The organism is Streptomyces sp. NPDC004838, from assembly GCF_053600955.1.
On record NZ_JBSGAW010000022.1, the window covers coordinates 1 to 14,625 of the forward strand.

Here is a 14,625-nt window from a genome sequence, read left to right on the forward strand (position 1 = left end):
GTGACGAAGGACCGGAAGCGGACCGCGCAGTTCGAGCACACGCTGGTCGTGACGGAGACCGGAACGGAGATCCTCACGCTGCCGTGCACCCGCGACGGCTCCCACCCGTTCCGTCCTTCGTGATCGAGAAGGCCAGCTCGGGTCGGTCCCAGCCCACCACCGGCGGATCCGCGCGGACCGTTCCGGTCCGTTCCGCGCCCACGCCGAGGTAGAACCCCTCGGCGGGCGGGTGGGAGACGACCCGCACGGTGGAGAGCCCGGCGCGGCGCGCCTCGCCGAGCATATGGCCGATGAGCCGCCGGCCCAGACCGAGGCCCTGCGCCTCGTCCGCGACGAACATCAGATCCAGTTCGGGCGGGGTCAGCAGCAGGGCGTAGAAGCCGAGCAGGCCGCCGTCCGCGCGGACGGCCATATGGACCTGATGGGTCTCGATGTAGTCGGGCCCCACCGAGTATCCGGCGACGATCGAGGCGTACCGGCCCTCGTAGGCCCGTGAGCGGCGCACCATCGCCGTGAGCCGCTTGGAGTCCCGCGCGGTAGCCCTGCTGATCCGTATGCCTTCCCCGCGTGCCGCCTGACCAGCCCTGGTCATGGGTGAACTCATGTAGGGAGTATTACATGTGGCCGCTCGGCCGATGAAGGCCGTCAGTCGACGAAGAGACAGAAGGGGTGGCCCGCGGGATCCAGCAGGACGCGCACATCATCGTTCGGCTGGAGGGCGGCCTCGCGCGCGCCGAGGGACACGGCGCGCCGGGCGGCGGGGTCCAGTTCCTCGACCCGGATGTCGAGATGGAGCATCTTCTGCTGGGCTCCCGGCTCCTCGGGCCAGCGCGGGGGCTCGTAGTCCCGCTCCCCCTGGCAGGCGAGCCCGACCCCGCCGGCGGGGTCGCGGAGCAGTACCCAGTCGGGCTCGCTCGCCTTCACCTCCCAGCCGAGCAGCCGCCGGTAGAAGTCGGCGAGGGCGTGGGCGTCGCCGCAGTCGAGGACCACGGTGGCGAGAGTGAAGCGGGGCGGGGCGGGCATGGCGTCTCCTGACTCGGGCCGGGAAGGAGCGTCAACGCCCCGGCTGATCATCGCACCCGGCCCCGTCACCGCGCCGGGTGTCCGGCGTGGCGGTACGGCCCGGAGCGGACGCGGCCGCAGCGGACCGGGTCGCCGGGCGCCAGTATCCGAGGGCGTTGACCCGGTGCTTGGGAAGGGCGAGTTCCTTGCGCGCGTACGTCGCGAGGGTACGCGTCGTCACGGTGTCGCAGGCGATCCAGAGGTACGCCCCCGAGGAGTCGCCCAGCAGGCCCGGAAGCGCCGACCTGACTTCGCGGACGAGGTACTTCCCGGCCTCCCGACGTGGGACGGTCCGCAGTTCGTGCCGTGTGGCGTCCAGCCGGAGCGGCGGTCGGTCGTCCGTGTCGTGCGAGGTCTCGAACCAGATGGTCGCCGGGACCTCGGGGAGCGCGTCGAGCAGGGAGTTGATCGCGGGGAGCGAGGCGGGGTCGCCGATGACGAAGAGCCGGGACGGCGGGGGTGAGGGGACGGTGAAGCCGGTGCCCTGGAGGGTCGCCTCGACGGTGTCGCCCGGCCGCGCCTTGCGCGCCCACTCGCTCGCGCGGCCGGGGTGCAGGGCGAACTCCAGGCTGAACGTGCCCGCTTCAGGGTCCGGGTCCACCAGGGTGTAGGCGCGCTGATGCGGTTTCCCTGCGTTGTCGAACCAGACGCGGACCCACATGGTGGGGTGGATTCCGGTCAGGGCCAGCATGCCGCCGTCGGTGAAGTGGACCCGCCGGAAGTGCTCGGCGACGTCTTCCGCGCCGGTCACGGTGAACACGAAGTCCCTGCCGCGCATCAGCTTGAGGACGACGCCCTCCCAGCCATGCCCCACGACGACTCCCTCCCTCGGTCCCGCCACGCCCTCCCGGAACAACCACACCATAACTTAGGCCACCCTAACCTCACCATGGCCGTGAAGAGGCATCACGCTGAGGGACACGGACCGGCCGGCCTTCGCCCACGGGGGCGGCATCGCCCGCCCTGGGCCGGGCGCGGCGGATCGACGTCGACCGGCGGCCGTGCGGAGCGCGTGCCGTCACCCCTCACCGTCGGCCGGTCCGGGCGGCGGTCACTCCAGGAACTGCGCCACCATCCCGGCGAACTCGTCGGGCGTGACCGTCCGGGTGCCGAACTGTTCGGCCTTCGCCCGCTTGGAGCCCGCGTTCTCTCCGGCCACCAGGAGCGAGGTGCGCCGGGAGACCGAGGAGGAGGACTTGCCTCCTGCCCGCTCCACGAGTTCGTTCATCTGGTTGCGGGTGAGTTTCTCCAGCGCTCCCGTCATGGCTCCGGTGACCACGACGCTCATCCCGTCCAGCGGACCCTTCCCGGCGGCGGGGTCGGTGTGCCCGTCGTCGGCATCCCCGTCGGCCGTGGCGGCGGGCGGGGTCGCGCCGGGCTCGGTCATGGAGACGCCCGCGGCGATCAGCTTGTCGATGACCGGTGCCAGCTCCGCGAGTTCGGCGACGACCAGCCTCGCCTTCTCGACGCCGATGCCCTCGACCCGCTGAAGCGCTTCGGCGTCGGCGGCCCTGATGTGCTCCATGGTGGCGAAGTGGCGCGCGATACGGCGGGACATCGAGCGCCCCGTGCCGCGAACGCCGAGGGCGCAGAACACCCGGGAGAGCGGGCGGGTCTTCGCCGTCGCGATGGCCGCCAGCAGATTGTCCGTGCTGGTCTCACCCATCCGCTCCAGACCGAGCAGTTGTTCGCGGCGGAGAGTGAAGAGGTCCGCGAAGTCACCGACCAGGCCCGCGTCCACGAGCTGGACCACGCGAGTGGTGCCGAGGCCCTCGATGTCGAGCTGGTCGCGGCCGGCCGCGTACGAGACGGAGGCGACGAGCCGACAGTCACGTCCGCGCACACAGCGCCAGCGCTGTTCGGAGGCGTCGATGCCGGAGCCGCACTGCGGGCACACCTCGGGGAAGGCGATCGGCTTCTCGCTCCCGGTCCGCAGGTGGACGACCGGCGCCTCGACGCGCGGAATGATGTCCCCGGCCTTGTGGACCATCACCTTGTCGCCGATGCGCAGATTCCGGCGGGTGATGTCCGCGGGGTTGTGGAGGGTGGCGTAGGTGACGGTCGATCCGTCGATCTCGACCGGCTCCAGTACGGCGCGGGGCGCGATGGCCCCGGTGCGCCCGACGTTCCACTCCACGTCCAGCAGTGTGGTGATCTTCTCCACAGCGGGCAGTTTGTAGGCGACGGCCCAGCGCGGCGCCCGTGAACCGGATCCGGCGGCGGCCCGGTCGGCCGCCGCGTCGGCCTTGATGACGATGCCGTCGATGCCGAACGGCAGCTCGGGCCGGAGGGCCGCGATCTCGTCGATCCGGGCCCGGACGGATTCGGCGTCCGCGAGGACGCGGGGTGCGACGGGGGTGGACGCGGCCGTGTGCACGCCCAGGGTCCCGATGTACTCCACAAGGGTGCTGTGCGGCCACTGTCCCAGCTCTTCGGCGAGTGCTCGCGCGGTCCCGGGCAGCGGCAGCACCCCGTATCCGAAGAAGGTCATCTCGACGCGGTACTCCCGGTCCCTGGCTCGCAGCGTGCCCGCCGCGCCGTTGCGCGGATTGGCGAACGGGGAGCCGCCGTGGGCTGTGCGCACGATGTTGGCTCGCTGGAACTGCTCGTTCGTCATCAGGACTTCGCCGCGCACCTCCACGGTGACGGCCTGGGCGAGCCGGTCGGGCAGGCCGGTGATGGTGCCGATCGCGTGGGAGACGTCCTCTCCCGCGGTGCCGTCGCCGCGGGTGATCAGCCGGGCGAGCCGGCCTTCCTCGTAACGAGCCGCTACCGCGAGGCCGTCCAGCTTCGCCTCGACGCTCCACCGCTCGACGGGCCGGTCGATCCGCCGTTCGAGGGAGGCCGTCCACGAGAGCAGTTGCTCGGCGGAGAAGACGTTGTCCAGGGACAGCATCGGCACGGTGTGCGGCACATCCCCCACGTCCGCGCCGCCCGCGACTTTCCCGGTCGGCGAGTCGGGCGACACCTGGTCGGGGTGGGCCTCCTCATAGGCCGCGATACCACGCACCAGGAGGTCGTACGCGTCGTCGTCGAGGGCGCTCTCCCCCGAGGCGTAGTACGCGGCGGCGGCACTCACCGCGGTCTCGACCGCCTCCGCGTACGCGGCGGGGCCGGCCGGCACAGCGGCCCCGGCGGGAGCGGCGGGCGAGGTGGGTGAGAGGGGCGCCGCAGGTGTGATCGTCATGGATCCCATAGTGAAGCCCACCACTGACAATGACCCTGACCAGCGGTTTTCTCCGATTCCCGCTACGCGGTGCCGGGTCGGCGCCCCCTGGTGGAAGGACATCCGCCGCCCCTGGGCCGTATGCCGCCACAGGGAGCTGCGGAGGGCGCGGCGGCCGCCGGGTTCGGACACATGGGTCATGTTGACGAGTCCCGGTGCGAGCAGCGTCCCTGACACCTCGTCGACCCGGATCACGCCCGGCTCGCCGTCCCCTCCGCCGCCCCATCCGCCGTCCCCTGCTCAGGGGCGACGGCCGGCATGGAGGTCTTCTGGTCCCGGCCTCTTCCGCTGAGGCGGTCCGACAGGGTACACAGGTGTTGATCATCACCAGGAGAACACGGACCGCCACGCCCATGGCATATGCCTGTGGCACCACCTTGCCGAGTGTTGCCGAATGCCTTACGAGCTTTCGCTCCCTGTGCAACAGTCGTAACGGTCCATCGCTCAGACCGTGTCTCAGACCTGGCCGAGGCCACGCCTGTATCGGAGTACGACATGCCGTCCCATGTGTTCGCGGACCGTCCAGCCCCGCAGCCGCCGGAGCGCGGCGCCGTCGACTCCCTGATCACCCGGACGCGCCGGCTGCGAGGAGACGTGGACGCCGTACGCCGGGACTCCCTCACGGACGAGGACGACCCGCACGGCCGGTGGCAGCGGGCGCTCTGCGATCTGGCGGTCCATCAGCTGGACGACCTCGGAGCCCACCTGGGGCAGCTGAGGGAGGGCGTCCCGGACGGAACCGGTACCGACGCCCCGCAGGACGTCCGCCCTCTGACCGAACGCGATTCCGAACGGGCGCGGAGAGCCGGATCGCTCCTCAGCCGGGTCGGAAGCGCCGAGTGGAATCTCCTGACCGACGAGGTGAGCTGGTCCGACGAGCTGTACCGAATCCTCGGGCGCTCCCCCGCGAACGGCCCCATGACCCTGGACGAGCTGCCGTCCGTGGTGCACCAGGAGGACCAGTCCCTGCTCACCGCGATGGTGACCGGCTGTCTCGTCGACGGCCGCCCGATCGACGGCGAGTTCCGCCTGGTCCGGCCCGACGGCGAGGTGCGCACCGTCCATATGACGGGCGAGCCCGTACTGGACGCCGACGGCTCGACCGCCTCCATGTGGGCGGTGCTCAGGGACGTGAGCGCCCTGCGCCGCAGTGAGGCGGCCGTACGGGAGAGCCGTGACTCGTTCGACCGTCACCGGCACTTCGAGCGCACCGAGCACCGGATCGCGGTCGAGATGCAGGAAGCGGTGCTGCCGCCCTGGCGGGGTTCGCTCCAGTTCCCGCTGGGCGGCGCGGCGGAACTCGACGTGGCGGCGCACTACTTTCCGTCCGCGAACAGCGCGCTGATCGGTGGGGACTGGTACGACGCGCTGCAACTGCCCTCGGGCGCTTCCCTGCTGAGCGTCGGCGATCTCACGGGGCACGGGGTCACGGCCACCTCGTCCATGGCGATGCTCCTCGGCGCGCTGCGCGGTATGGCCGTGGCGGGCATCGAGCCCGCGCGGCTGATGCTCCATCTCAATCAGCTGATGGAGACATCCGCCCAGCCCGCCCTGGGCAGCGCCGTGTGCTGCCGGTTCGACCCGGCGAGCCGGACCCTGTCATGGGCGCAGGCGGGACACCCGGCCCCCCTGTTGTTCCGTCATGGGACGGGCCGGGTGCTGCCCCCGCCGGACGGGGTCCTGCTCGGCGCGACCTCGTGCGCGGAGTACGGGCAGGCCGAGGTGGAGCTGCTGCCGGGCGATCTGCTGGTGCTGCACACCGACGGGCTGACGCGTACCGGCGTCCGCGACGACGACAGGGAGCGGCTGCTCGCGCTGGCACCACGGTTCGCCGCGGTCCGGGACGCACGGGCAGCCGTACGCATAGTCGTCGAGCTGTTCGGTGCGGACGACCGTCAGGACGATGCCTGTGTGATGGTCGCGCGCATCGGTTCGTGACGGACTGTCCGTGCGGCCGCGCCGGCATCGGCCCGGTCCGCAGGGGTTCGCCACGCACGGGAGTCGGTTCCGGGTCCATGTCCCGGAACCGGGTCCTGCCTTGAGGCGTCACGCGGGCCGCGCCGCAGGAGTCCCGTCTTCCGCGCCGAGGACGCCACGACCGAGCCTAGATCTCCGCGGCCCTCGCTCTCTTCGACGGGCTGTCGGGCAGCGCCTGCCGGATCTCCTCCCGCAGATCCGCGATCTTCTCGTACTTGGCGTACTGCCCGGTCAGCCGGTACATCTCCCGGAGCCTGTCCCAGGTCCGGTGCGACGAGGTCTCCCCCATCGAGACCAGCGCGAGCCTGGCGTACCGGTCGGCCTCCTCGGGATCGTCGGCGATGAAGCAAGCCGACGCCAGTGAGATGAAGTCGAAGATCTTCGAGCGCTGCCGTCCGCCTGCACGTAGTTCCAGCGCCTTCTTCGCGTGGCGCTGCGCGATGCCCGCGGCCGAGGGATCGTGTTCGGCGAACGTGCGGTAGGCCAGCGCCTCCATCCCGTGCAGATCCGCCTCGTCGAACATCTGCATCCAACTGGGCGGCGGCACATCGTTCTTGTCGGACACGAACAGTTCCTCCGCCTCACCGAGAGTGCGGCGCATGGCCTGGCCGTGCCCCTTCGACGCGTGCGCCCACGCCTCGATGGTGTACAGCATCGCCCGCGTACGCGGCAGGGTCTGTTCCCCGGAGCCGGACTTGGCGAGCTTCATCAGGTCGAGGGCGTCGTCGGGCCGGCCGAGATGGACCATCTGCCGGGCGGCGCGGGAGAGCGCCTCACCCGCGCGGGGGCGGTCGCCGCCCTCGCGCGCCGCGTGGGCGGCGATGACGAAGTACTTCTGGGCGGTGGGTTCGAGGCCGACGTCGTGGGACATCCAGCCGGCGAGTACGGCGAGGTTGGCGGCGACGCCCCACAGACGCCGCTGGAGATGGTCGGGATGTCGGTAGGCGAGCATGCCGCCCACTTCGTTGAGCTGCCCCACGACCGCCTTGCGCTGGAGTCCGCCGCCGCGTGCGGCGTCCCACGCGCGGAACACCTCGACGGAACGCTCCAGTGCCTCGATCTCCTGCGACCCGATGGGGGCGGCCTCATAGCGGTCGTACCCAGCGGGGTCGGCGTGCAGAAGAGTGTCGGTGTAGGGGGCGTCCCCGACGAGTGCGGGGTCGGTGTGCAGCCAGTCGTGCATGGCACTGCTGAGTGCGGAGCCTGCGGCGAGCGCGGCGCCCGCGCCCACCAAGCCGCGTCGGTTGAGCATGAGGTCCATTCCCGTGAATTCAGTGAGGACCGCTGCCGTCCGGTCGGGCGGCCAGGGAAGGCCGTCTGGGTTCGCGGCGTTCTCGGCGCCGCGTCCGTCCTTCCGTCTGCCCGCTCTCCCGCTCCGTACGAACCCGAGATCCTCGGTGGTCACGACACGGCCGAGCCGCTCGGTGAACAGAGCCGCCAGCACTCGCGGCACGGGGTCGCGCGGGGTCTCCCCCATGTCGATCCACCGCCGCACTCGCGAGGTGTCGGTCGCCAGCTGCGGATGGCCCATGGCCGCCGCCTGCCGGTTGACCAGCCTCGCGAGTTCCCCCTTCGACCATCCGGCCAGGCCGAACAGGTCGTTCAGGCGGGTGTTGGGTCCTCCGGTCACGTAAAGCCCCCAGGTTCTCGGCTGAGTTGACAGTAACCCTCCGTCAGTGGCGTGGCGACTATTCGCCAGGGTTCGCCAGGGTTCGCCAGATGGTGTGCCACCCACGCTCTGGTGTGACGTAGGAACGCGCCACCCCGGCCCGGTAGCCGATCGCACTCCCCAGGGTGTGACCGGCCGCCGGGGCGGGGTCGCGCACGCAGACTGTCGGCGCACGAAGGGATCTGTCACCCCATGTACGCAGCATCGTCCTCCGTGTCCGCCCCGCACCGGCCGCAGCGCTCCGCTGTCACGGCCGGAACCGGACCGTATCTCGACCCCACGCACGCCGGTCGGTATCGGCGGCCGGGCGCGGTGGTGGGCCAGCCCCTCAGCGGGAGAATCGACTTGTCCGGCCCTCAGGGCGCGCAGTTGCGGATGGCGGTCGCCTCGGTTCACCGGATCTGCCCGGAGTTCAACCCGGTGCAGGTGCTGCGGCGCAGCGGACGCTCCGTACTGATCGTCGGCACGACCGGACGCGCGACGGCGGTCGCCAAGTGCCTGCTGGACCACTCGCCCGTGTGGGCGGAGCGGTTCCGCCACGAAATAGCTGCTTACCGCGCGTTCGTCCGGCACCGTCCCCCGGTGCGCGCTCCGCGGCTGATCGCCGCCGACCCGGACAACTGCGCACTGGTCATCGAGCGGATGGCGGGCCGTGCGGCGGCCCTGACCCGGCACCCGGCCGAGGCCCCGCCCCATGCCGATGTCAGGGCCGCGGTCGGCGCGATCACCCGGCTCAACGCCTGGCGACCGCCCGCCGGGCTGTTCGAGGCCCCCCTCGACTACGCCTCCCGGATCGCGCGCTACCACGAGCTGGGGCTGTTCACCGATCGCGACCGGGGGGATCTGCAGAAGCTGCTGCACGGGCTGGCGTACGCGAGCGGCCGGGGAAGCAGGGGGCAGTTCTGTCACGGTGACGCGCTGCTCTCCAACATCCTGCTGTCGCCCGCCGGCCCGGTGATGGTCGACTGGGAGCACGCGGGCTGGTACCTGCCGGGCTACGATCTGGCCACCCTGTGGTCGGTGCTCGGGGACGCCCCGTCGGAGCGGCGGTGGATCAGCCAGCTCGCACAGCGGGAGGGGCCCGCGGCGCGCGACGCGTTCCTGGTGAATCTGATGCTCGTGCTGACACGGGAGATCCGTACCTACGAGACGGCGGTCCAGCGGACGATGCGGGAGGCCACGCCCGTGGGCGGCGGCAACGGCTCCGCGCCAGGCGGCCCGTCGTCCGGTGAGGTGCAGCGGCTGCTGCTGAGGCGGCTGCACGACGACTGCGCCATGGCACGGCGGGCGGTTCGGGCCGCGGTCGGCACCCGCTGACCCTCCGTCGGACCGGCGGAGACCGGCCGGGGCGTGGTCCGCGGGCCGGGGGCCGTCGGCGACCGACACGCCGTCGGACGGAACTGGGCGACCTCGGGGGCCGACACGCCGGCTCCTGCCTCCCCGGGCGGAGGGCCCGGAGGACACGCCGTCGCCCACCGCGTCCACTACGGACACCGGCACCGGCACCGGCACCGGCCGGATCCTCGAGCGGCTCAGCGCCCAGTACACGCGCTCGGGACGTGACGACGACGACGCGTGCGTGGCCGCTCGCGATTCGCCTCGACCGGGCGGGCGGGCGCGGTGGCGGTCGGTCCGGTGATGCAGGGGCTGCGCAAGCAGGTGAACGATCTGTCGCGCGACGCTCTCGTCGGGGACATCGTGAACACGGTCGCGATCACGGCGATCCAGGCCCAGCCGGAGGCGGTGGCCGGGCGGCCCGCGGGAACGGCGCGGGCCGAGCCCGTATGACGCCCGCGCCCGGCCTCGTACGGACGCCCGCACCTGGAACGCCCGGGGCACCCGACCCCGCCGCACCATCGGCCTCGCGGTTCCGGGTGCCCCGGGCGATCCGGGTACGTTGCGCGTGTCCCGCGCGTTCCGTACGCCGTCACCTGTCTGCGCTGGTGACGGCGTACGGCATACGGACCCGACCGCGCGGCCTCGGCGACGCAACCCGCCGACACGTGTCCTGACGGGCAGAGCCCGTGCGCCGACGCATGATTGACGGACCGTCCGACGCCGCAGCCCGCCGCGCACCGTCCGCCCCCGGAGGCCGCCTTGCATGGATCCGCCGCCCCACACCCCCGACGCCCCGACCGGTACGAACGATCCGGGGGCGTCCCTCCCGGCAGCCCTCGTCGGCGCGGCGCGGGCCGTCGGCTGCTGAGTGCCGGGAGCACGGCGGCATCGGCCGTGCTGCTGCTCCCGCTGCTCCCGGCCGGCCCGCCCGCGCACGCCGTACCGGGCGGCCTTGCCCCGGCGGGCGCGCTCCAGCGGGCGTTCGCGTCGGCCGCCGAGCGCTACGGCGTGCCGGAGAGCGTGCTCCTCGGCGTGTCGTACCTCCAGTCCCGGTGGGACACACACGGTGGCGCGCCGAGCGTGACGGGCGGCTACGGTCCGATGCATCTCACCGACGCCCGGACCGCGGCGGCCGGGCTTTCGCGCACCGGGCACGGCACCGGGGACCTACGCGGCGACGACTCCCGCGCACCGCTGCGGCCTGCCGGTTCCGCTCGGCACGAACTGTCACCGCTGCCCGCCGGGCTCCGGACCCTGGAGCGGGCCGCCCGGCTCTCCGGTATCGACGCCAGGCGGTTACGCGAGCGTCCGGCGGCCAATGTGCTCGGTGGCGCGGCTCTCCTCGCGGACGCCCAGCGGCGGTTGGGCGGTCCCCCGAGCGGGAGTCCGGCCGACTGGTACGGCGCGGTCGCGCGTTTCTCCGCCGCGGACGACACGGCGACCGCGGCGGCGTACGCCAACGAGGTGTTCGAGGTGATCCGTACGGGCGTTTCCCGCACCACCGACAGCGGCGAGCGCGTCACCCTGCCGGCCGACCCCGGCGCGGTGCCCGATCCCGCGCGGGCGGCCCGGCTCGGGCTCCGCACGGCCGACGCCCGGAGGACCGAGTGTCCGCGGACGGTGGCGTGCGAGTGGATCCCCGCGCCGTACGAGGAGTTCGGCGAGGGCGACTACGGCAACCACGACCAGGCGGACCGGCCCCGGTCCCAACGGGTGAGGTACATCGTCGTCCATGACGTCGAGGGCTACTGGGACTCGGCTGTCCGGCTGGTGCGGGATCCGGCGTATGTGTCCTGGCAGTACACCCTGCGCTCGTCGGACGGGCACATCGCCCAGCATGTGCCGCTCAAGGACGTGGCCTGGCATGCCGGCAACTGGTATGTGAACGCGGCCTCGGTCGGGCTGGAGCACGAGGGGTTCCTGGCCGCGCCCGACGCCTGGTACACGGAGGCCGTGTACCGCGCCTCGGCCCGCCTGGTGCGGTATCTGGCGAAGCGTTACGGCATTCCGCTGGACCGGCAGCACATCATCGGACACGACAATGTGCCGGGCCCCACGGCCGGGCAGATCCGCGGGATGCACACCGACCCCGGCCCGTACTGGGACTGGGCGCACTACTTCGAACTGCTCGGCGCGCCGTTCGTCCCCACCGCCGGACCGGACGCCGAACTGGTCACCATCCTCCCCGAGTACGCCGCGCACCGGCCTCTCCACACCGGCTGCGACACGGCCGGCCGGGCGTGTCCGCCCCACGGCTCCGGCGCGGTCAGGCTGCATACGGCGCCCTCCGCCGGAGCTCCGCTGATCAAGGACATCGGTCTGCGGCCCGACGGCGGCGACTCCACCACCGGGGTCCATGACACGGGTGCGCGGGCGTCGACGGGCCAGCGGTACGCGGTGGCGGAGCGCCGGGGTGAGTGGACGGCGATCTGGTATCTGGGCCTGAAGGCGTGGTTCCGCAATCCGCGCGGAGAGCGGACGGCGGTGGGCGCGCGCGGGGTTCTCCTGACGCCGAGGCCGGGCCTCGCCGAGATCCCCGTGTACGGGCGTGCCTACCCGGAGGCGGCGGCTTATCCGGCGGGCGTGCCGGTCCAGCCGGCGTCCCCGCTGCCGTACCGGCTTCCGGCGGGCCAGAGGTATGTGTCCGGGGGCAAGGTGCCCGGTGAGTTTCTGTACGCGCAGGGGTTCGACACCTCGGCTCACCGGGTGGTGCGCGGTCGGGAGAAGTACTACGAGATCCAGTTCGGGCACCGGGTCGCCTTCGTGAAGGCGGCGGACGTACGGGTGGTGAGGAGGGCGGGGCATACAGGGTGAGCGTGTGAGCGACCGGGCCGCACACACGTACGGGAGGACACCCGTACGAACGATGGCGCCACTGCGACGATCCGCGTGCGTCACTGGTCAGGGGCCCGATGGCGCACCGTGTCCGACTATATGCCGGTGTGACTATTGGATCTCGGTGCGTGGTCCGTACGGGCGAGGGGTAGAGCCTGGCCGGTAGCTTTCCGCCCGATCCGAAAGGCCCGGCACGTATGGCTCAGCCGTTCGTCCTGCCCGACTTCTATGTGCCGTATCCGGCACGGCTCAATCCGCATATCGAGACGGCTCGGACCCACACCAGGGAGTGGGCGCGCGGGATGGGCATGCTGGAGGGATCCGGCATCTGGGAGGAGCACGACCTCGAAGCGCACGACTACGCCGGGTTGTGCTCGTACACCCACCCGGACTGCGACGCCGATGTGCTGTCGCTGGTCACCGACTGGTACGTGTGGGTCTTCTTCTTCGACGATCACTTCCTGGAGATCTTCAAACGCAGCCAGGACCGGGAGGGCGGCAAGGCGTATCTGGACCGGCTGCCCGCGTTCATGCCGATGGACCCCGGCGAGGAGACGCCCGAGCCGACGAACCCCGTCGAGGCGGGGCTCGCCGACCTCTGGGCGCGGACGGTGCCGCACATGGGTCCGCAGTGGCGGGCCCGGTTCGCCGAGTCGACGCGGAATCTCCTCAACGAGTCCCTCTGGGAGCTGTCCAACATCAACGAGGGGCGGATCGCCAACCCGGTCGAGTACATCGAGATGCGCCGCAAGGTGGGCGGCGCGCCCTGGTCCGCCCAGCTCGTGGAGTTCGCGGCGGGGGCGGAGCTTCCGGCGTCGGTGGCGCTGTCCCGTCCGCTGCGCGTGCTGACCGACGCCTTCGCCGACGGGGTGCATCTGCGCAACGACCTGTTCTCGTACCAGCGCGAGGTCGAGGAAGAGGGCGAACTCAGCAACGGTGTCCTCGTGCTGGAGACCTTCCTCGGCTGTACGACCCAGGAGGCGGCGGAGACCGTCAACGATCTGCTGACGTCCCGGCTCCAGCAGTTCGAGAACACCGCTCTCACCGAGATCCCCGCGCTCTGTCTGGAGAACAGGCTCACTCCGGCCGAGTGCGCGGCGGTGGCGCTGTACGCGAAGGGCCTGCAGGACTGGCAGGCCGGCGGACAGGAGTGGCATATGCGCTCCAGCCGCTATATGAACAAGGGCGTCGACACCGGGCGGTCCCTGGTCGCCGGCGTCCTCGGCACGTCCGCGCTCGACGTCAGGGCCCTGTTCGGCCGCCCGGCCGCGGCCCGGCTGCGGACCTTCACCCATGTTCCGCATCAGCGGACCGGGCCCTCGCTGCTGCCGGAGTTCGACCTTCCGTTCCCGCTCTCCGTCAGCCCGCACCACGAGGACGCGCGGGACAAGTCCGTCGCCTGGGCGGACCGGATGGGTCTGCTCGGCGACATCTGGGACGGGCCGATGCTGCGCGGCTTCGACTTCGCGCTCTGCGCGGCCGGGCTGGACCCGGACGCCACCGCCGAGGAGCTGGAGCTGAGCGCGGAGTGGCTGACCTGGGGCACGTACGCCGACGACTACTACCCGATGGTGTTCGGCCGGCCGCGCAATCTCGTGGGGGCGAAACTCTGCAACGAGCGGCTCATGACGTGCATGCCGGTCGACGAGCCCGCGTCGGCTCCGGCGTCGGCGGTGAGTCCGATGGAGCGCGCGCTCGCCGATCTGTGGGTGCGCACCACCGGCCCGATGAGCCGGGACGCGCGGCGGAAGCTGCGTACCGCCATCGACGTGATGCTGGAGAGCTGGCTCTGGGAGCTGCACAACCAGGCGCAGCACCGCGTCCCCGACCCGGTCGACTATGTCGAGATGCGGCGGTGCACCTTCGGATCGGATCTGACGATGCTGCTCTCCAAGCTGCGGCACGAGAGCGAACTTCCGCCCGAGGTCCTGAGCAGCGGAACGGTGACCGCTCTGGAGAACTCGGCAGCGGACTACGCGTGTCTGATGAACGACCTCTTCTCGTACCAGAAGGAGATCGAGGTCGAGGGCGAGCTGCACAATGCGGTGCTGGTGGTGCAGACGTTCTTCGGGTGCGACTATCCGGCCGCCGTCGGCATCGTGGACGATCTGATGCGCGGGCGGCTGCGGCAGTTCCTCCATGTCAAGGAGCATGAGCTGCCCCTGCTGTACGAGGACTTCGACCTGGACGAGAGCGCGCGGAGGGCGCTCGACGCCTATGTGGGCGAGTTGGAGGACTGGCTCGCGGGGATTCTGAACTGGCACCGGGGGGTTCGCCGCTACCGCGAGGACGAGGTGCGCTCGGGAGCGGGCACGGCGCTGCTGGGCCGGCCGGCCGGGCTGGGCACGGCGGCGGCGCGGGTCGCGGCCCTGCTGGCGCGCTGAGGGCGGCGCGCGGACCGGGCGTCGGCGCGCCCGGCGGGCCGGAGTGACGATCGCGCGCCGTGGAGCCGGTGTGGGCTCGCGCGGCGCGCGGTCCGGGGCACGGTCCCGGTCCGGTCCTGGTGCCAGTCCGGTCC

General features: G+C 71.8%; 9 protein-coding genes and 1 pseudogene. 5 read left to right on the plus strand and 5 right to left on the minus strand.

What is annotated here, in order from left to right; all coding sequences use genetic code 11:
* Positions 1-73: 73 nt before the first annotated feature.
* From ACWEFL_RS23670 to ligA, 4 genes are all read right to left on the minus strand, one after another.
* Entirely contained in the window at positions 74-604 is a 531-nt protein-coding gene (locus ACWEFL_RS23670) for a GNAT family N-acetyltransferase (protein WP_451715993.1), read from the minus strand.
* A gap of 41 nt (positions 605-645) precedes the next feature.
* Entirely contained in the window at positions 646-1,023 is a 378-nt protein-coding gene (locus ACWEFL_RS23675) for a VOC family protein (RefSeq protein WP_451715996.1), read from the minus strand.
* A 31-nt stretch (positions 1,024-1,054) separates the two neighbouring features.
* Positions 1,055-1,876, minus strand: a complete 822-nt coding sequence (locus ACWEFL_RS23680; RefSeq protein WP_451716293.1) for a siderophore-interacting protein — start codon at positions 1,874-1,876, stop codon at positions 1,055-1,057.
* 237 nt (positions 1,877-2,113) lie between these two features.
* Positions 2,114-4,249: an NAD-dependent DNA ligase LigA gene (gene ligA, locus ACWEFL_RS23685; RefSeq protein WP_451715999.1), complete on the minus strand. Its 2,136-nt coding sequence runs from the start codon at positions 4,247-4,249 to the stop codon at positions 2,114-2,116.
* Positions 4,250-4,783: 534 nt separating this feature from the next.
* Here ligA and ACWEFL_RS23690 point away from each other — a divergent pair.
* Positions 4,784-6,226, plus strand: coding sequence for a PP2C family protein-serine/threonine phosphatase (locus tag ACWEFL_RS23690; RefSeq protein ID WP_451716002.1), 1,443 nt, complete (start codon positions 4,784-4,786; stop codon positions 6,224-6,226).
* Between the two features lie 166 nt (positions 6,227-6,392).
* Here the strand turns inward: ACWEFL_RS23690 and ACWEFL_RS23695 are convergent, their stop codons facing one another.
* A complete protein-coding gene (locus ACWEFL_RS23695; protein ID WP_451716004.1) occupies positions 6,393-7,895 on the minus strand; it encodes a DNA-binding protein NsdB in 1,503 nt (500 codons plus the stop codon).
* Positions 7,896-8,126: 231 nt separating this feature from the next.
* Here ACWEFL_RS23695 and ACWEFL_RS23700 point away from each other — a divergent pair, with 231 nt between their 5' ends.
* From ACWEFL_RS23700 to ACWEFL_RS23715, 4 genes and pseudogenes are all read left to right on the plus strand, one after another.
* On the plus strand, positions 8,127-9,251 hold the full coding sequence (locus ACWEFL_RS23700) for an aminoglycoside phosphotransferase family protein (protein WP_451716007.1): 1,125 nt from the start codon (positions 8,127-8,129) through the stop codon (positions 9,249-9,251).
* Positions 9,252-9,545: 294 nt separating this feature from the next.
* A pseudogene (locus ACWEFL_RS23705) lies at positions 9,546-9,722 on the plus strand (phosphate acyltransferase); the annotation flags it as partial.
* A 414-nt stretch (positions 9,723-10,136) separates the two neighbouring features.
* A complete protein-coding gene (locus tag ACWEFL_RS23710) occupies positions 10,137-12,086 on the plus strand; it encodes an N-acetylmuramoyl-L-alanine amidase (protein ID WP_451716296.1) in 1,950 nt (649 codons plus the stop codon).
* Positions 12,087-12,304: 218 nt separating this feature from the next.
* Positions 12,305-14,491 (plus strand): terpene synthase family protein, encoded by a 2,187-nt coding sequence (locus ACWEFL_RS23715; protein WP_451716009.1) that lies wholly within the window; start codon positions 12,305-12,307, stop codon positions 14,489-14,491.
* Positions 14,492-14,625 lie beyond the last annotated feature (134 nt).

Coding starts and splice junctions, on each gene's coding strand:
- ACWEFL_RS23670 (WP_451715993.1), bottom strand. CDS start 604: ATGAGTTCACCCATGACCAGGGCTGGTCAGGCGGCACGCGGGGAAGGC.
- ACWEFL_RS23675 (WP_451715996.1), bottom strand. CDS start 1,023: ATGCCCGCCCCGCCCCGCTTCACTCTCGCCACCGTGGTCCTCGACTGC.
- ligA (WP_451715999.1), bottom strand. CDS start 4,249: ATGACGATCACACCTGCGGCGCCCCTCTCACCCACCTCGCCCGCCGCT.
- ACWEFL_RS23690 (WP_451716002.1), top strand. CDS start 4,784: ATGCCGTCCCATGTGTTCGCGGACCGTCCAGCCCCGCAGCCGCCGGAG.
- ACWEFL_RS23700 (WP_451716007.1), top strand. CDS start 8,127: ATGTACGCAGCATCGTCCTCCGTGTCCGCCCCGCACCGGCCGCAGCGC.
- ACWEFL_RS23715 (WP_451716009.1), top strand. CDS start 12,305: ATGGCTCAGCCGTTCGTCCTGCCCGACTTCTATGTGCCGTATCCGGCA.